This is a genomic window from Myxococcus sp. AB056 (assembly GCF_006547365.1).
Classification (GTDB): Bacteria; Myxococcota; Myxococcia; order Myxococcales; family Myxococcaceae; genus Myxococcus; species Myxococcus virescens.
This window is the reverse complement of record NZ_VHLB01000135.1, coordinates 1-17,205: the sequence shown is the minus strand read 5'-3', so window position 1 is coordinate 17,205 and position 17,205 is coordinate 1. Positions and strand designations below refer to the sequence as shown.

Genomic DNA, 17,205 nt, shown 5'->3' with positions numbered 1-17,205 from the left:
GCGGCGGGAGGACGCACCTGGTCCGGATGGACGGCGGGGGCGGAGGCAAGCTGGAACAGCCGCGCTATGTGGACGGGTGGCGTGCCGGCAAGCCCGCGGAGGACCCGGAGAAGATGAAGCGCTGGGGGCTCGTCACCGCGCGGCCCAGTGAGTTCCTGGTCCACATGCGGCGCGGCCGGGTGCGGGAGGTCAGCGGCCAGGGCGCCAGTTGTTTCAAGCTGCCGGGGGACTCGGTGGCCATTGTCCCCACCAGCATCCAGCGCCTCCAGTTCACCGCGGACCAGGTGACGCACGAGAAGGTGGGCGTGCAGGTGACGGGGTTGGCGGTGTACCGGATTTCGGACCCGCTGGTGGCCTTCCGCATGCTCAACTTCTCCTTCCCGGAGCGCGCGCAGGAGAAGCTGGCGGAGCTGCTGCGGGAGATGTTCGTCGGCGCCGCGCGGCGGCTGGTGGCGAACATGTCCGTGGAGGAGTGCCTCTCCAAGCGCAAGGAGGGCATCGCCGCGGAGCTGGTGCGCGAAATCGCGCCCGTGCTCTCCGGCCGAGGCCGCCTGGAGGACCAGACGGACGCGGGCTGGGGCGTCATCCTGGACACGATTGAAATCCAGGACGTGCGCGTCCTGTCCTCCACCGTCTTCGCCAACATGCAGGCGCGCTTCCGCCATGAACAGGAGCGGCAGGCGCGTGAGGCGGAGCTGGCCAAGGAGCGCTTCGTCCACCGCGAGGAGACGGAGGCCGAGCGGCAGTTGAGCCTCCAGCGGCTGGCGGCCGAGGAGGAGGTGCGCCAGAAGAAGCAGACCGCGGAGGAGCAGGCCCGGTTGGAGGCGCTGGCGGTGGAGGCGCGCGTGGCCGAGGCGAAGCTCGCCCAGGAGCGCACGCTGAAGCAGGAGCAGGCCACCGTGGAGCGCGAGGTGGCGCTGGCGAAGATGGTCGCCGAGCAGGAGGTCCGCCAGAAGAAGCAGGTGGCCGACGAACAGGCGAAGCTGGATGCGCTGGCCGCGGAGTCCCGCCTGGCCGACGCGAAAATCGTCTCCGAGCGGGCGCTGGCCGTCAGCCGCGCGCAGGTGGAGATGGAGAAGCTCCAGCGCGAACAGGACGCGGAAGTCGCTCGCCAGCGCGTGGCCCTGGAGAAGCTCAAGCGCGAGCAGGACACGGAGGCCGGCCGCGCGAAGCTGGAGCTGGAGAAGCTGAAGCTGGCGCAGGAGTCCGAGGCCGCGCAGGCGAAAATCGAGCTGGTGCGGCTCCAGCGCGCGCAGGAGGCGGAGAACGTCAAGGCGCAGATGGAGCTGGCGCGGCAGCAGCGTGAGCAGGAGCTGGAGCTGTCACGCCAGCGGCACGAGCAGGAGGTGGAGCTGGCGAAGCTGCGCCGCGAGCAGGAGGAGGCCGGCGCCAAGGCGCAGTTGGAGCTGGAGCGCCTGCGCCGCGAGCACGAACAGGCCACCGCGTGGCACGAGGTGCAGATGGCCGCGCACCAGCAGGAGGCCGAGCGGCTCCACGCGGAGCTCCAGGTGGTGCAGGCCCGGCGGTCCATCGTGGAGACGGAGATGGTCATCGCCGAGCTGAGTGTGCGCAAGGACCGGGCGCAGCAGGACCTGGAGCTGGGCAAGGCGCGCGCGCTGCGCGACATCGAGAACAGCGTCAGCCCGGAGGTCATCCAGATGGCCCTGGCGCAGCAGCTCCCGCAGGTGGCCGCGGCCTTCCAGCAGAAGATGGGCGAGGTGCACGTCACCGCGGTGGATGGGGCCAATCCGTTTGGTTACATCGCCGCCGCGGTGGAGGGCGTCATGGGGCTGGCACGTTCCGCCGGACTGAAGACGCCTGCTTCCCCGCTTGCCCCTCCGGCGCAGTAGCCCGGGGCCCCTGGCCTGCGTATACAAGGGGGGGCCTGGGACCACGGAGTCACGCGCGCATGGATGCGAAGGAACTCGGAGTGATGGCGGTGCTGGCCGGAGTGGCGGTGGCCGTGGTGCCATGGCTGCTGCCCACGGGCCCCAACGCCAACCTGGATGCGGCCCGGTTCCTCGAATCCGGCAGCCTCGCGGTGGGCGCGGCGGTGGTGTTCGCGGGTGGGTTGCTCACCGCGCTGACGCCGTGTGTCTATCCGCTCATCCCCATCACCGTGTCCGTCTTCGGCGCGCGCAAGACGGAGGGCCGGGGCCGCGCGCTGCTCCTGACGTCCTCCTACATCGTGGGCATGGGCGTGGTGTTCAGCGCGCTGGGCGTGCTGGCGGCGAAGACGGGCCAGGCGTTCGGGTCGATGCTGGGGCACCCGGCAGTGGTGACGGGCCTGGCGGTGTTCCTGCTGCTGCTGGCCACGTCCATGTTCGGCGCGTTCGAGCTGGCGCTGCCGTCGTCTTTCCAGACGAAGCTCAACGCCGTGGGGGGCGCGGGTGTGGCGGGCGCGTTCCTGATGGGCAGCGTGTCCGGCTTCCTCGCGGCGCCGTGCACCGGCCCGGTGCTGACGGGCCTCCTGGCCTTCGTGGCGAAGTCGGCCAACACCACGCTGGGCGCGTCGCTGCTGTTCGTCTACGCGCTGGGCATCGGCGTGCCGTTCTTCCTCATTGGCGTCTTCACCGTCCGGCTGCCGCGCGGCGGCGTGTGGATGGAGTGGGTGAAGAGCGTGCTGGGCATCATGCTGGTGGCCCTGGCCTTCAGCTACCTCAAGGACGCCTTCCCCTGGGCGCGGGACGTGGTGAAGGGGCTGGGCCAACACGTGGGCCGGGTGCCGGGAGCCGTCATCGCCGCGCTGCTGGTGGCGGTGGGCGTGGCCCTGGGCGCGGTGCACCGCTCGTTCAAGGAAGGCGCGCGGGAGTTCTCGTTCAAGGCGCTGGGCGTGGCGCTCGTCGTCGCGGCGCTGGTGCTGCGGGGCGGTGCGCTGGACGCGGGCCCGGTGGGCACGTTGTGGGTGAGCCTGGGGCTCGCCGAGCCGCCGCGCGCACCGTCCTGGCAGTGGCACCACGTCATGCCGGCGAAGCAGGCCACCTTCTCCCCGGAGGCCTTCGACCAGGTGCTCGCACAGGCGAAGGCGGAGGGCCGGCCGGTGCTCATCGACTTCTTCGCGGACTGGTGTGCGGCCTGCAAGGAACTGGACCGCGACACCTACCCCGCGCAGCAGGTCATCTCCGAGTCCGACGAGGGGCGCTTCCTCAACATCAAGATTGACGCGACGAACAGCGAGGACTCGCTGGACGCGCTGCTGGAGCGCTTCGATGTGGAGGGCCTGCCCACCGTGGCGTTCATCTCGCCGGAGGGCAAGGTGCTCACCCAGCCACGTGTCACCGGCTTCCTGGCACCCAGCCCCTTCGCCACGGAGATGAAGAAGGCGCGCTGCACGGACGCCAACGCCTGCTGATTCGGTGGGCGACGCCTGGCTACGGTGCGGTCTCCGGAAGGAAGCGGGCTCGCAACTCGGGCGTGGGGATGCGGCACTGCGCTTCCCGGCCGAACCAGCGGTAGCGGTTGCGCGCGATGATTCGGTAGACGAGGTCGCGCAGCGGCCGGGGCACCACGATGAAAGCGTAGAGAAACCGCCACGGCCCCTTCAGCATCCGCGCGACGCGGAGCGCGGCCGTGGACCGCTCGTACAGCTTGTCGTCCTGCAGGAGGACGAAGCTGTCCGGTTCCTCCTTGGGCACGACGCCATGCGGTGCCAGCAGCGCGGCGGCCCGCTGGGACTGCAGCGCCGTGAAGCGGATGCGCGCGTCCGGGTCCCGGTCGATGATGAAGAGGACCGTGCCGTTGCACAGGTTGCACACGCCGTCGAAGAGGACCACGGTGTCCGGGGGCTGGGCGCGGGACATGATGCGGCAAGTCTAACAGCCCGCTTCGTGGGGTGACGCCGAAGCGGTGGGGGAATTCCAGACGGGTGTCCTCGCAGCCGCGCCCGTGCATGCGGGGTGTCAGAGCCGGGGTGTTTCCTTCCCTGGCGCCGCCCTTGCAGAATGTTCGGACATGCCCTCGCCGCCCATTGCTCCCCGACTCCTGGAGTTATCCGCCCACGCCCTGCTGTGGAGGCGAAGCAAGCAGTGGATGCTCCAGGCGAACCGGCTGGTGCGGTGGTCCGCGACCCCCGAGCGCTGGCCACGCCCGCTCCTGGCGCCCACTCACGAGAGGGGCGTGCTCCTCGGCTCGCACACCGTGAATCTGGAGCGCTCGGACTCGGACGCGGACCCCGTGCTCGAAGCGGGCAAGCAGCACAACGTGCGTCTGGCGGCGCCGGCCTTCGATGGCCTCCTCCTCGCACCGGACAGGCCCCTCTCTTTCTGGCGCACGCTGGGCCGGCTGACGGAGCGCAAGGGCTACCGGCATGGGCTGGCGCTGAGCGGTGGCTGTCTCACCCCGTCCATTGGGGGCGGCATCTGCCTTCTGGCCAATGCGCTCTTCGAGTTCGGCGCACGCCAGGGCTGGCACATCCTGGAGCGCTGGGGGCACACGATGGAGGCGGTACCCCCGCCGCCAGGCGCGCTGTGGGGAATGGATGCCACGGTGGCCTGGCCCTATGTGGACCTGGTGATGGCGCCTCGTGAGGGCCCGGTGCGGCTCGGAGCCCGCGTCTCGGACGGGAAGCTGCGGCTCTCCCTCCATGGGGCGGAGGCCCCCCGGACACGCTCACGGCTGTGGTCCGAGGACGAGTCCCTTCTCGAACTCGCCGAGGGAACCCTGCGCATCAACCGCGTCGTGCGCCGAGTCGAAGACACCAGTTCTGGCGCCGTGCTCGAGGAGCGCACCATCGCCGAGAACCGGCGCCGCCTGCTGAACCCCGAGGCGCGGAAGCGGACGTGCCTGACGTGCGGGGAGACCGCATGCCACGCCCGCGTCGAAGTCCCACGGTCGGAGGCCCGGGCGCCATGAACCTGGTTCTCGCACCGGAGCCCGCTCCCTGGCTCTCCCATCTCGCGTCGCTGCTCACGCGCGAGGCGGAGGTGCTGGCCCCCTGGGCGCTGCCGAGGCTGCCCGAGTGGGGCCCACTCCCCACCCGCCTGCGTCAGGCCTGGACCCGCCGGACGTTGCCGGTGCCCGAGGGCTTCCGCGTCTGGGGCCTGCCAGGCTGGGGGGCCGTGGAGGCCGGGATGCGAGTCGCGGCGCGCTCGACAGCAGCGACATTCCAGGCCCGCTTCACCCTGCGCAAGCGGTGGGCGCAGGCGGCCTCGGCGCTGCTTCCGGCGTCGGTGGAGACGGTGCTCGCGCCAGCGCTCGGTGCCCGGGAGGTCTTCGCGATGGCACGCCGCCGGGGCGCGCGCTGCGTGCTGGTGGAGGACCTGCCCTCCTTGAGGGCACTGCACGCGGACCTGGACGCCGCGGCCGTGAGACACCCGGAGGAGGCCTTCCTTCGCAACCACCGCGCCTCCGCGGAGGACGTCGCGCGGCAGGAGGCGGAGCGAGTCCTCGCGGATGAAATCTGGGTGCGAGGCGCGCTCGCCCTCGAGCGGTTGCGGCTGGCAGGACACGCCCCGGAGAAGCTCCGCAGGCTGCATTTCCCGTCGGACCGCGAACCGCCCCAGGCGACCCGTCTGCCCCAGCGCCACGGCCCGTGCGTGGCCCTCCTCGCCGGGCCCGCTCTCGCGCGCGGCGGACTGCGAGAAGCCTTGGCGGCGCTCGACGAACGGCCCCAGTGGAACCTCTGGGTGCGCCCCGCCGAGGGCACGGACCCACGACACCTGAACCACCCACGAGTGCGGAAGGTGACGGCTCAGGTCCAGCGCACGCTCCAGCAGGTGGACGTGGTGCTCGCGCCAGCGTGGTGTGAGAGCCACCTGGCCGAGCTGGCGCAGGCTCGGGAGCAAGGCATCCCCATCATCGCCACGGACCGCGCCGCGGGCTTCTGGCCCTGTCGGGCGATTCCTCGCGGCGATGTGCCCGCCCTCATCGCCGAACTGGACGCGCTGACCGCGCGCTGAAGCCCACGCCTGTTGGCGTCAACTCCCTCCTGAGTGGGCTGTTCGTGGCCATCGCGAAGCACCGGCCGGGGCGCGGCCCCTGACGGCGTCGAGCGCGCTAGGTGTTCCGTCCCCGGCTCGCGAGGACGCGGTCAATCATCTGCTCGTGCAGCGCATGGAGCGGTTGGGCGACGTGTTCGCCCTCCAGGTACGCAAGCGCACCGGCGATGGCCTCCAGCGTGGACATGCCATCCGGGTGGGGCGGGCGACGCAGGCGCCGCGAGTCCGGCGCGGGCGGTGGCAGCTTCAAGCCGGGCAGTCGCCGCAACGCGGGGACTCGCTGCACCATGCGGCGTGCTTGTCCCCAGCTCCCATCCAGGATGATGAGCCTGCTGGGAAAGGCCGCACCGGGCGCGGGCTCGTGGTGCGCGTCCGGGAACAGCAGCCACGTGTCATCGCCCTCCAGGATGGAGGCGTCGAAGGGGACGCCCGGCGAGCCATAGGAGACGATGCTGCACCGGGGAATGGCGAGCGCCGCCATGCGCGCGGTGTTGGTGGATTTGAGCGTCTCTTTGTGGTGCCGGACGATGAGCAGCTCCGTGCGCGTGGAGACGCACGGCACCTCGGCGCATAGACACAGGGCAGCGGGGAGGAAGCAGCGCGGGCAGCGACCCGCGAGGTCCTCGGGCGTTCGAGACCTCATTTGCCCTGGCGGTATCGCTCCATGAGAGTCCGGGCCTCGCGCAACTTCTCCTCGACGAAGCGGTCATCCGCGTCCGGCTCGTACTCCGCGTCGGGCAGGTCGAGGTGGAAGAGGGCGGAGAGGCTGACGGGCGTCACTTCCAACCATTCGGCGGTGCGGTTGAGCGCGGCCTGACGGCGGCCCGCGAAGGTCTCCGGCCCGTCTTCGGGGCCGCAGCGGCAGATGCGCGCCGAGTCAGCGGACACGTCCACGTAGAGCCCCAGCACCTCCGCGTCCAGCTCCGCGGCCAGCGCGCACGTGGCCTCGCTGACATAGGCGGCCATGGCCTGCGCCGCGGAGCGCTCCGTCAGCGAGCGGACCAGGAACACCTGCCAGCCGGCTTCGGTAATCGCGCCAGCTTCCTGGAGCGGCGCCAGCTCCGCGGGCGGCGCGTGGATGCGCGTGAGCAGCCGTCGCACGGGCACTTCCATCCGCTCGAGCCGAGCGCTCGACGCGGGACAGAAGAAGACGACGCGATACTCACGGCTGTCGGCTGCGGTTTCCATAGGCATACGGCGTCGCCAGGAACGGAGGGAAGAGTGTGTGCGGGGGCCCAAGAGGACCAAAGGACTCCCCAAGCATGCAAGCGGTGATTTGGCGCACGCGTTCAGCGTGCCGCGGCGCGCAGCGGCACGGCCTGGAGGGTGGCGCGTCGCTCGGCCGCCACCCATGCGCCGGCCACCAGCACCAACAGGCCCCCGCCCAGGGCGACGGGCGTCAGCGTCTCCGCGAAGAAGGCCCAGCCCACCAGTGAAGCCGTGAGCGGTTCCAGGTACGTGAGCGCCGCCGTGGCCGCGGTGGGAACGTGCCGCAGACCGGTATGGAAGAGGATGTTTCCAATGAGGCCGCAAACGATGCCGCCCACGAGCACGAGGAGCGTGCCTCCATCCACCGTGGGTGGCAGTACCCGGTCTCCGAAACAGAGCAGCAGCACGCCCGCGGAGATGGGGGCATGCAGTGATGTCACGGCCATGGGTGAATAGGCCCGCGCCGCCTGTTTCGCGGCCAGGACGATGATGGCGTAGAAGCAGGCGCTGCCCGCGCCCAGCAGCGCCGTCAGCCCCGAGAAGTCACCGTCGGGCCGGCCGATGAGCAGGGCCAGGCCCACCAGCGTCACGGGGCCGCCTATCAGGGCCCGGGTGGAGCGCTCCTCGCCCAGCACCCAGGGGGCCAGCAGCGCCAGCATCAAGGGCGCCAGGTAGTGCGTCAGCACGGCGATGGACACCGGCCCGCGCTCCATGGCGGCGAAGAAGAGGGCCGTGTTCGCCGCGTCCGCCAGCGCCACGACGAGCATCGCCAGGGTGGCCCGGCGGTCGCGCAGGGCATCGCGCCGGAACAGGACGGGCGCCGGGAGCGACATGGCCAGGAGCACGAGGAATGCGTTCTGCGGCCCGGCGAGCCCCGCTGGACGGAAGAAGAGCGCCCAGCACCCCCAGAGGGTGGCCCCGGCCGCGACCATGGCGAAGTACCGCACCGTGTGACTCCTGGTGACTCCGGCGCGCACTCCGGCTCCGGCGGGCGCGCAGCCTACCTCAGCCTGAGGCTCGCGTACCGTCCGCGCGTTGGGCCTCGGCCTGGGCTCGCAGGCCCTCCATGTCGGGCGTGAAGGGGCGGTCGGGGACGAGGCGCGCCCGGCGGATGCGGTCCATGCGGAACATTCGCGCCGCGGCCTTCTCCACGTCCCGGGCCAGCACGTACCAGACGGGCGATTCGACCAGCAGCCCGTGCGGCTCCACGATGCGGCGGGTCGCCTTGCGGTGCCGGTCGCGGTATTCGAAGGACAGGCAGACCTGCTCGCGGAAGGCCCGCTCGAAGACAGCGAGCAGCTCCTCCGGCGGTGTTCCGACATCCGCCAGCACGCGGGTGCTCGCCGGCCGTCCCACCACCACGCGGCGGCAGAGCTCACGCATGCCCCGGGCCCGCTCCTTGGGGACGCTGGCGAAGAGCTTCTGGAGCCCCGAGCGCGCCGCGCTGCCCCAGGGCAACGTGCTGCCCGTCGCGGACAGGTTCGCGGCCAGCCAGAGCGCGACCACCTCCTCCTGCGACAGGTGGACGGCCGCCACGCCCCGGTCCCGCTCCAGCCTGACGCCACCCCCAGGGCCTGTGTCACTGCTCAGGGGAATGCCTTGTTGTCGCAGCGTCGCCAGGTCCCGGTGGACGGTGCGCGCGCTCACGTCGAGCGCCTCGGCGATCTCCGTCACCGTCGTCCCATCCCGGCCCCGCAGGAAGTCCAGCAGCCGCATCACCCGGTCGACTCGTGCCATTGCTGACAGTTTCTGTCAGGGATGGGCCGTACTCCACAAGCATCAGGTCGCGCACGACTGCGCGCTTCGAGGCCAGAGGAGGCCGTCATGATGGGTTCCACGGGACTGCTGAATGTCGACGATGGGGGCGTGGGTGGACTGCCGGTGGTGTTCGTCCATTCCAGCGCCGGCAACACCACGCACTGGGCCGCGCAGCTGTCGCATCTGCGCGAGCACCGCCGTGCCTTGGCACTGGACCTGCGTGGCCACGGGAAGTCCGAGCTGCCACGGGACGGCGGCTTCGCCGTGGAGGACTTCGCGCGGGATGTGGGGATGGTGGTGGATGGGCTGGGGCTTCAGCGCTTCGTGCTGGTGGGGCACAGCCTGGGCGGAGCCGTCTGCGTGGCCTACGCGGGGGCGCATCCGGGCCGCGTCGCGGGGTTGTTCCTCCTCGACCCGGCCTCGGATGGACGCTCGATGCCCGCGGAGCAGGCCCAGGGCTTGATGGCGGTGCTGGGGACCGAGGCCTGGAGCGCGGTGGTGGAGGAGGCCTGGGGCCCCATGTTGGCGCCGTCCCGGCCGGAGGTGCGCGAGCGGGTGCTCTCCGAGATGCGCGCCACGTCCCAAGAGGGCGTCCGGGGCGGACTGGGAGCCCTGCTGGACTTCGACCCCGTGACGCCGCTGCGGCGCTACTCGGGGCCGCGTCTGTCGGTAGTGACGGCCTTCAACGAGGAACCGGGCTCGTATCACCACCTGGTGCCGGAGCTGCCGCACGCGAAGGTGGAGGGCACGGGGCACTGGGTGCAACTCGACGCGCCAGACGAGGTGAATCGGCTGCTGGACGGCTTTCTCGCCACGGTGCGCTGAGCGCGCGCGTTCGCCGCGCGTGTTATCTAGGGCTCGTGCCCCGGCCCAAGCTGCACAGCGACGAAGCCATCCTCGACGCCGCCATGTCCGTGTTGCTTCGGAGCGGGCCGGGCGCATTCACGCTGAATGACGTGGCCGTCGCGGTGGGCATGTCCCGCGCGGCGCTTATCCAGCGCTTCAAGAACAAGGAGCACCTCTACTTCCGGCTCATGGAGCGGACCGCCGAGCAGAAGCGCGAGTACTTCGCCGGTCTGCCCGTGGAAGTCGGAGCACAGGGCCTCTGGCGTTTCCTGAAGACGCTGGTCTCGGTGATGGGGGAGGGCGAGGCGCTCGACGCACACCTGCTCCTGGCCTGGGAGGACGTGAGAGACCCCAAGTTGAGACAGATGGCGCATGAGCGGAATCTGCTCGTGCGCGACGCCATCGCCGTCCGGCTTCCTCCCTCCGTCGACCGTGGCGCGGTGTCCGCCTTGCTTCAAGGCGTCATCGCGGGTGCGACGATGCAGTGGTTGGTGGAGCGGACGCCGCCGTTGACGGAGTACGTCCTCGCTCGCTTGCGCACGTTGCTCGGGTGCGTGTTTCCACGAGAGTCCTTCGACTGAAGGTTGCATCGCTTGGAGGGGCGTCCAAAGGGTGCGGGTTGATAATAACCGACGCGTCGGTTATTAACCTCTCGTCCACGCCAGTTCCTGGCCGTCGAAAGGGGTTCCTGGATGTCTGAGCGCATCATCGAATCGGGCGACATTCGGCTCTGCACCGAGCACTTCGGGCGCGAGGGCGACGCCCCCGTGCTGATGTTGATGGGGGCGGCCAGCTCGATGCTGGGGTGGCCCGACGGGCTCATGGAGCAGCTCGCGCGGATGGGGCGCTTCGTCATCCGCTACGACCACCGCGATACGGGGTGCTCCTCTCACGGCGTGCCAGGCGCCACGTCCTACACGCTGGACGACCTCGCCTCCGATGCCATCTCCGTGCTGGATGGATATGGCATCGAGCGCGCGCACCTCGTGGGAATGTCATTGGGCGGCCTGCTCTGCCAGATGGTGGCGTTGAAGTACCCGGAGCGAGTCCGCTCGCTGACGCTCATCAGCGCCCAGATTTTCTCGGAGCCTGACTTCGAGGACCCGGGCATGGACCCGGCGGTGCTCGCGCACTTCCAGCGGGCCGCCACGCTGAACTGGTCCGACGAGGTGGAGGCCATCGGCTTCCAGGTCGAACTCTCACGGTTGTGCGTGGGCCGTGCGCGGAGGTCGTTCGACGAAGCCCGGGTGCGGGCGCGAGCAGTACAGGACTACCGGCGCGCGCTCGCGCCTCAATGTGCATTGAACCACGCGGGGCTGTCCGGTGGCCTGGAGTGGTACGGCCGGACGCGTGAGATTGAAGCGCCGCTGCTGGTCATCCACGGCTCGGTGGACCCGGTCATCGACCATGCGCATGGCGTGGCCTTGAGCCGTGCCGTCAAGGGCGCGCGCCTGGTGACACTGCAGGACGCGGGGCATGACCTGCACCCGGATGACTGGGAGACGATGACCCGGGCCATCACCGCCCATACCTCGGCGGCGAGTCCGCCTCACGCCGCTCGCTGATCTGTCACAGTACCGGCATGGGGCCCTTGTTCGCCTACAGCCTCGTGCCTGTCCTCTCCGTGTCGTTGCTGCTGTTCTTCACGGCCGCGCTCCGGGGGCACAACGCACGAGGCCTGGCGCTCTACTGTCTGGCGACCGCGGGGTGGACGGGCGCGCTGCTGCTCCTCTGCATCCCGTCCCTGGCGTGGGTGGGGGAGCGCTTCGTCGCGGGTGGGGCCTTCGTCGCGGCGGCGTACCTGCACTCCGCCTATGACGTGACCCGGCAGCGCTCCTATCGGCTGGTGGTGCTCGCGTACGGCGTGGCGGTGGTGGTGACGGGCATTGGCGCGTTCCTCCCCAACGTCCTGCACGGGCCGCTGGCGATGGGGCGAGGTCCCCTGTTCTGGCCCACCATGGTGCTCGCCGTGGCGGCGGCGAGCGTGCCGCTGGTGCACCTGTCGCGCGCGTACCGCGGCGAAGCTCCCGAGCGACGGCCCATCCTCCTCAGTCTGGGCATTGCCGGGCTGCTCGCGTACCTGGGCAGTATCGGCAACGCCCTGTTGCTGTCGGGCGGGTACGCGTTGCCTTTCGGCATGTACCTGGTGCTGGCGGCGCTGCTGGTGCTGGTGCACGTCATCAATGCCCATCAGCCAGCCGCGGACCGACGGCTGCTCGAACGCAGCCTCGTCTACTCCGCGGTGGCGGCGGTGTTGTCCGCGGGCTTCCTCTTTGGCGTATTGACGCTGCTGTCGGGCAGCGGGCAGCCGTTCCTCACCGAGTACCGCGTAGGTGCCTTCTTCCTCCTGGCCCTGGCCGCGCTCGCGTTCGAGCCCGTGCGTCAGGCGCTTCAGGCCTGGCTGGGGCGCCGGCTCCTCAAGGGCCGGGCCACCAGTGACGAACTGGCCGTGGCGCTCGCTCGCGAGGAGGCGCGCGCGGACCAATCCGCGCGGCTGGCGGAGCTGGGACAATTCACGTCCGCGGTGGCCCATGAGGTCCGCAATCCGTTGGGCGTGCTCGCCGCGCACCTCAAGCTGCTGGAGCGAAGGGGCGGGGACCCGGACACGGTGGCGGCCATGCGGGAGCAGATCGACCGCGCCAGTCACTTCGTGGACGAACTGCTGCGCTATGGCCGCCCGCGCCCGCTGGACCTGCGCCGCGTGGATGTCTCAGCCACGGTCGCGCTGGCGTACTCCACCGCGCGGCAGGGACTGGGCTCTCTCGCGCCCGACGTCTCCTTCGAGTCCGAGGAGGTCGCGTCGCTCACGGTGGAGGCCGACCAGTCCCAGCTCTCACAGGTGATGGTCATCCTGTTGGAGAATGCCCTGCTCGCCCTGAGAGACGTGCCCGCACCGCGGTTGAGGACCTCCATTGAGCAGGCGAACGGCCGGTTGCTCGTCCGGGTGGAGGACAGCGGGCCTGGCATTCCACCGGAGCTGCTGCCCCGGCTCTTCCAGCCCTTCGTGACGGGTCGCAAGCGCGAGGGACCTCGGCCGGGGACCGGCTTGGGGCTGGCCATCGCGCGAGGCATCGCCGAACGGCATGGCGGACGTTTGAGTGCGGGACGCTCGGAAGCCCTGGGGGGCGCGGCGTTGACGTTGGAATTACCCGTGGCGCAGCCTGCCTCGATTTCCGCCGCGCTGGCCTGACGCCGGCCCGTCCCTGGCCCGCGGGACGGCAGGGATGTCGGTGAGCGAGCGCAACTCGATGCGATTGAGTCTGCTTCACGACGGCCTTCCAAGGATTGCCCCGGACTTCGTTTCGATAGGCGTGGAAGGAGTCCGGGTCGATGAGCGGCCAACGCATTGCCACAGTCATTCGCATTCCTGTGGCCTACAGTACGGATGTGCATCCCGACGGGTTCGAGGAGTTCGCGCATCGTGTCAGGCCCATGCTGTTGGCCCTGGCGAGACGGTTGTGCGGTCAGGGGGGCATCGATCCGGAAGACCTGGTGCAGGAGGCGCTCACGCGCGGACTGCTGCATCACGGGGCACTCGCCGCGCAGCCGGAGCCCGTCTACAGGGCGTGGCTGTGTCGGGCGATGACCAATCATTTCCTCGACCAATGCCGCAAGCGGCGCTCGGAGTTGCTGGAGCAGGACCGTCCGGAGCTGCGGCTGGTGCGCGAGGGCGTTGCGGCCCCCGAGCCTGAGGCGATGGAGGTCTGGGAGCACATCTCGGAGAAGGACTTCCAGGCGGCCATCGCCCAGTTGTCGAATCCCAGGGTGCGTGAGGCGTATTCGCTGCATGCCTCGGGGCTTCGCTACCGCGCCATCGCCCTGCGCATGGGGGTCCCCGAAGGCACCGTGGGGAGCTGGCTCTATCAAGCCCGCAAGGAGTTGAAGGCGCTTCTGCTGCCGCTCACCGGGAGCGACGGAGGGGGCAGCGCATGATGGGGACGCTCTGCAACAGGCTGTCCCTCTTCCTCGACGGCGAGCTGCCGCCCGTGGACGAGGAGAACTTCCGGCATCACCTCGCTCGCTGTGACCCCTGCGCGTCCGGCCTGCACGAAGCCATGCAACTGGAGTTGCTGGGCTTCCATGTGATGGGGGACCCGCGGGTGTTGGCGCACGAGCAGGAGGACGCGCCCGAAACCTGGACGGCGCCGGATGCGCCCAGGACACGTGCTCCGGCCGAAGTGCCAGGGCGCGCTCACTGGCGCTGGGCACCGTTCGCGGTGGGCGCCGTGGCGGCGGCCATCGTCCTGGTGCTCGTCGTCAAGAGCGCCGGTGAGCGGGGTTCCCAGCAGGAGGTCTGGCTCGCGCAGACGTCGTCGCGCCTCATCGAGGCGAGGGTCGCCTATGCACGCGCGGACGGACACCGGCCCTATGTGCCCCTGCGGGCGGGTGTCAGTGGTTCTCCGGGCGGGGCTGGCTCGGCATTGCCGCTCCGGGCGCTGGCGGATCTGGAGGACCAGGGGGACCTGCATGGCATTGCCGCCGCGTACCTGGTCCGCAGGGACCTGCGGCAAGCCTCCGACTTCCTCCACCGGATGTCGCCGTCACCGGACCGGGACAGCGACCTGGCCATCGTCGCGTTGGAGCAGGGGCATCCGGAACAGGCGCTGGCGCTGCTGGACGGGGTATTGCGACAAGCGCCCGAGCACGCCCAGGCGCAGTGGAACCGGGCGCTGGTGCTGCGGGAGATGGGGCTGACGCTGCTGGCCGCGGAGGCGTTCGACGCGGTGGTGAAGCGCGGGGAGCCGGGCTGGAGCGAGGAGGCGCGGATCCGCGCGCGGGCGCTCCGGCAGCAGACGCAGGCGCGTGGGCGGGCCTGGAAGGGGGCTCGCGCGGCGGTGCGGGACCTGATGGTGGACGCGCAGGCGCGGCTCCCGCTGGAGGAGGCGAAGCGCTTTCCTGGCATCGTCCGGTTGGCGTTCTACGACGCGGTGAGGGCCGCGCCGTCGCGGGAGTGGACCCTGCGCCTGCTTCCGCTGGCGGACGTGTTGGACGGCGTCCAGGGCGGCGAGGTGCTTCGCGGCTACGTGCAGCGTGTGGCGGAGCGGGACTTCAGCCGCCGTGCCCCCCTGGCGGCGGACTACGCGAAGCTCGTGCGGGGCGAGCTGTCCTCGCCAGCGCGCTTCCTGGAGACGCTGCGGCGTTCAGGCGAGGACGACCTGTATCTGGGCGGGCTCATCAATCAGAAGGCAGGCGCGCGCCACCTGGAGGATTTCACGCGGCTGGCCCGCGCGGCCGAGGACCCCTGGTTGTCGCTGCTGGCCGAGCGGGAGCTGGCGGGGGCCGAGGAGCGCGCGGGCGAATGGTGGAAGGCGGAGGCGCGGCTTCGCGCGGCCGTGGGGGCCTGTCAGGGCAAGGGGCTGTCCTACCGCTGCGCCACGCTGAAGAAGCGGCTGTCGGACCTCTATCTCGCGCTCAACCGCCCGGCGGAGGCTTTCGAGCAGGCGTGGAGTGGCTGGCTGGCGTCCCGGGAGCAGGAGGAATGGGAGCTGGAGCAACAGTTCCTCCAGGAGCTGGCGCACATCGCTCGCTACCGGTTGGACATCACCAGCGCGCGCGCCTACCTGCGCGAGTCCCTGGCGCGAACGCCCGACGTCTGCGAGCAGCGCACCTACGTGCACCGCAACCTGGCCTACCTGTCGTGGCTGGAGTTCGACGCGCACGAGGCGCGGAACGAGCTGGAGCTGGCGCAGGAGTGTGGCCGGCCACTGGGGCTGCCCGGCGCGCTGTTGTTGTCGTACCTGGCGCGCTTCGGCTCGGACAGCCAGGACGCGGACCTGTTGCGCCGCACGCTGGCCGAGCTGCACCGGGGGCAGCCCTCCCCGGGCAAGCTCGCGCAGATGCGCTTCGCCGAGGGGCAGTTCGTGCTGGAGCGCGACCGCGCCACCGGGCTGGAGCTGCTTCGCGGCGCCATCCAACAGGCAGAGGCCCTTCCCAACGATGTGGACGCGCGCAAGACGCGCATGGGGGCCTACAACGTCCTGGCGCACGAGGCAGGCCGCACGGGCGCCCCAGGTGAGGCCCTGGCGCTCATGGGCGCCGCGCTTCAGGTGGAGGTCCCCGCGCGGTGTGTGCTGGGCGTCGCCGTGGACTATGAGCGCTCGGTGGTCGCGCTGCGCGGCGCGACGGGTGAACTGCAGGGGCACTTCGATGCCAGCCGCGCGGAGCCCCTGGGGCGGGACGCCTCCGGGCTGGTGCCGCCGTCACTCCAGGCCGCCTTGATGGGATGCGAGCGGGTGGACGTGCTCGCGCTGCCGCCGGTGCATGGCCTGCGGGGGCTGCTGCCCGCGGAGCTCGCCTGGAGCTACCGCGTGGGGCGGCCCGGAGGCGCGTCTCCCGTGCCGGCTCGTGGCGGCGGGCCGCACCTTGTGGTCAATGGGGTGGAGGCGCCCGCGGCGCTGGGGCTCCCGCGGTTGCTTCCATTGGAGCCGCCGCACGCGCCGGATCCGCAGCGAATCGAGCTGTCGGGCATGCAAGCCACGCCAACCCGGGTGCTGGCGGCCATGGCGCAGGCCAGTGAGGTGGAAATCCACGCGCACGGCGCCTTCAGCCCCGAGATGTCAGACGCCTCGCTGGTGGTGCTGGCGCCTGAACCCGATGGCCGATACGCGCTGTCCGCCCCCCAGGTCCGCGCGCTGAAGCTGGAGCGCGCGCCGCTCGTGCTTCTGGCCACGTGCAGTGCGGCAAGAGCCACGCCCTTCCTTCATGAGTCCTTCAGCCTGCCGGTGGCCTTCATCGAAGCAGGCGCGGCCACGGTGCTGGCCTCCACGGTGGAAATCCCCGACTCGGCGGGGCGCTTCTTCGAAGCGGTGCGTGAGCGCATCCGGAGCGGCGCGCCGGCGGCCCTCGCGCTCCGCGACGCGCGGCGCACATGGCTGGCGGCCAACCCCTCCGCGGACTGGGTCCACGGCATCCTCCTCTTCGAATGATGGCCAAGGAATCCGACCCGGTGCGTAGTACCAAGGCGGAGGCGGGGAGATGGCATGCCGCCGGGCCCCGCCGGTGCCGCGCAGAGGGGGATGCGATGGTGAAGAAGCTTTCGAAGAAGTCGAAGCGCGATGGGGCGGTGGTGAGCATCAACCCGCATGACCCACCGCCGGAGCCCACCCCGGGTCTGACGGCACACCCGCCGTTCTCGGCGAGGATGTCCGTCGTCCCGTCCGTGAATACGGCGTCTCATCCGGACGGCTCGGACAACGCACGTCGTAAATAAGTGACAGTTTTCCGGATTGTCCTGAATCGCGACGGCGATACAGGTTTTACGGGGCGCCTCCGCTCGGGGCGCCCCGGATTTTTTTGAACAGAATGCACAATAAAAAGGGCTGGGTCCGTATCTGAGATTGAGGGGGCGTTGGTCGCGAGCCCCCGAGAAGAGGGGGAGAGATGTTTCGTGGTGACGCGCGGGGCCAAGGGGATGCGAGCGGTTTCTGGGCACCTGAGGAGGGGCGTGGGGCGATGG

Annotated in this window: 16 protein-coding genes; 11 read left to right on the top strand and 5 right to left on the bottom strand. The window is 70.5% G+C overall.

Translation table 11 applies throughout. From position 1 onward, the window contains the following. On the top strand, positions 1-1,850 hold a 1,850-nt coding region (locus tag FMP39_RS34710), incomplete at its 5' end, for an SPFH domain-containing protein (RefSeq protein ID WP_141594287.1). Positions 1,851-1,909: 59 nt separating this feature from the next. Beyond that, positions 1,910-3,352 (top strand): protein-disulfide reductase DsbD, encoded by a 1,443-nt coding sequence (locus FMP39_RS34705; RefSeq protein WP_141594286.1) that lies wholly within the window; start codon positions 1,910-1,912, stop codon positions 3,350-3,352. A gap of 19 nt (positions 3,353-3,371) precedes the next feature. Here the strand turns inward: FMP39_RS34705 and FMP39_RS34700 are convergent, their stop codons facing one another. Beyond that, positions 3,372-3,800 (bottom strand): thiol-disulfide oxidoreductase DCC family protein, encoded by a 429-nt coding sequence (locus tag FMP39_RS34700; RefSeq protein WP_141594285.1) that lies wholly within the window; start codon positions 3,798-3,800, stop codon positions 3,372-3,374. A gap of 151 nt (positions 3,801-3,951) precedes the next feature. Here FMP39_RS34700 and FMP39_RS34695 point away from each other — a divergent pair, with 151 nt between their 5' ends. After that, a complete protein-coding gene (locus FMP39_RS34695) occupies positions 3,952-4,851 on the top strand; it encodes a VanW family protein (protein WP_228558589.1) in 900 nt (299 codons plus the stop codon). After that, entirely contained in the window at positions 4,848-5,897 is a 1,050-nt protein-coding gene (locus FMP39_RS34690) for a hypothetical protein (RefSeq protein WP_141594284.1), read from the top strand. Before FMP39_RS34695 ends, FMP39_RS34690 begins: the two co-directional genes overlap by 4 nt. 97 nt (positions 5,898-5,994) lie before the next feature. Here the strand turns inward: FMP39_RS34690 and FMP39_RS34685 are convergent, their stop codons facing one another. From FMP39_RS34685 to FMP39_RS34670, 4 genes are all read right to left on the bottom strand, one after another. Next, on the bottom strand, positions 5,995-6,579 hold the full coding sequence (locus FMP39_RS34685; RefSeq protein WP_141594283.1) for a tRNA-uridine aminocarboxypropyltransferase: 585 nt from the start codon (positions 6,577-6,579) through the stop codon (positions 5,995-5,997). Continuing rightward, positions 6,576-7,124 (bottom strand): hypothetical protein, encoded by a 549-nt coding sequence (locus FMP39_RS34680; protein ID WP_141594288.1) that lies wholly within the window; start codon positions 7,122-7,124, stop codon positions 6,576-6,578. The genes FMP39_RS34685 and FMP39_RS34680 overlap by 4 nt, the downstream gene beginning before the upstream one ends. A 101-nt stretch (positions 7,125-7,225) precedes the next feature. Then, positions 7,226-8,092, bottom strand: a complete 867-nt coding sequence (locus FMP39_RS34675) for a DMT family transporter (RefSeq protein ID WP_194858688.1) — start codon at positions 8,090-8,092, stop codon at positions 7,226-7,228. A gap of 58 nt (positions 8,093-8,150) precedes the next feature. Then, positions 8,151-8,882, bottom strand: a complete 732-nt coding sequence (locus FMP39_RS34670; RefSeq protein WP_141594281.1) for a YafY family protein — start codon at positions 8,880-8,882, stop codon at positions 8,151-8,153. 87 nt (positions 8,883-8,969) lie between these two features. Between FMP39_RS34670 and FMP39_RS34665 the strand changes: the two genes are divergently transcribed. The 7 genes from FMP39_RS34665 to FMP39_RS34635 all read left to right on the top strand — a co-directional run bounded on the left by FMP39_RS34665 (position 8,970) and on the right by FMP39_RS34635 (position 16,959). Next, positions 8,970-9,728, top strand: a complete 759-nt coding sequence (locus FMP39_RS34665; protein ID WP_141594280.1) for an alpha/beta fold hydrolase — start codon at positions 8,970-8,972, stop codon at positions 9,726-9,728. Positions 9,729-9,763: 35 nt separating this feature from the next. Beyond that, positions 9,764-10,330, top strand: coding sequence for a TetR/AcrR family transcriptional regulator (locus tag FMP39_RS34660; RefSeq protein WP_141594279.1), 567 nt, complete (start codon positions 9,764-9,766; stop codon positions 10,328-10,330). A gap of 111 nt (positions 10,331-10,441) precedes the next feature. Then, positions 10,442-11,314, top strand: a complete 873-nt coding sequence (locus FMP39_RS34655) for an alpha/beta fold hydrolase (RefSeq protein ID WP_141594278.1) — start codon at positions 10,442-10,444, stop codon at positions 11,312-11,314. Between the two features lie 17 nt (positions 11,315-11,331). Continuing rightward, on the top strand, positions 11,332-12,939 hold the full coding sequence (locus FMP39_RS34650; RefSeq protein ID WP_141594277.1) for a sensor histidine kinase: 1,608 nt from the start codon (positions 11,332-11,334) through the stop codon (positions 12,937-12,939). Positions 12,940-13,079: 140 nt separating this feature from the next. Further along, a complete protein-coding gene (locus FMP39_RS34645) occupies positions 13,080-13,682 on the top strand; it encodes an RNA polymerase sigma factor (RefSeq protein WP_141594276.1) in 603 nt (200 codons plus the stop codon). Then, a complete protein-coding gene (locus FMP39_RS38620) occupies positions 13,679-16,675 on the top strand; it encodes a CHAT domain-containing protein (protein ID WP_141594275.1) in 2,997 nt (998 codons plus the stop codon). Before FMP39_RS34645 ends, FMP39_RS38620 begins: the two co-directional genes overlap by 4 nt. Before the next feature lie 95 nt (positions 16,676-16,770). Next, positions 16,771-16,959 (top strand): hypothetical protein, encoded by a 189-nt coding sequence (locus FMP39_RS34635; RefSeq protein WP_141594274.1) that lies wholly within the window; start codon positions 16,771-16,773, stop codon positions 16,957-16,959. Positions 16,960-17,205: the final 246 nt, after the last annotated feature.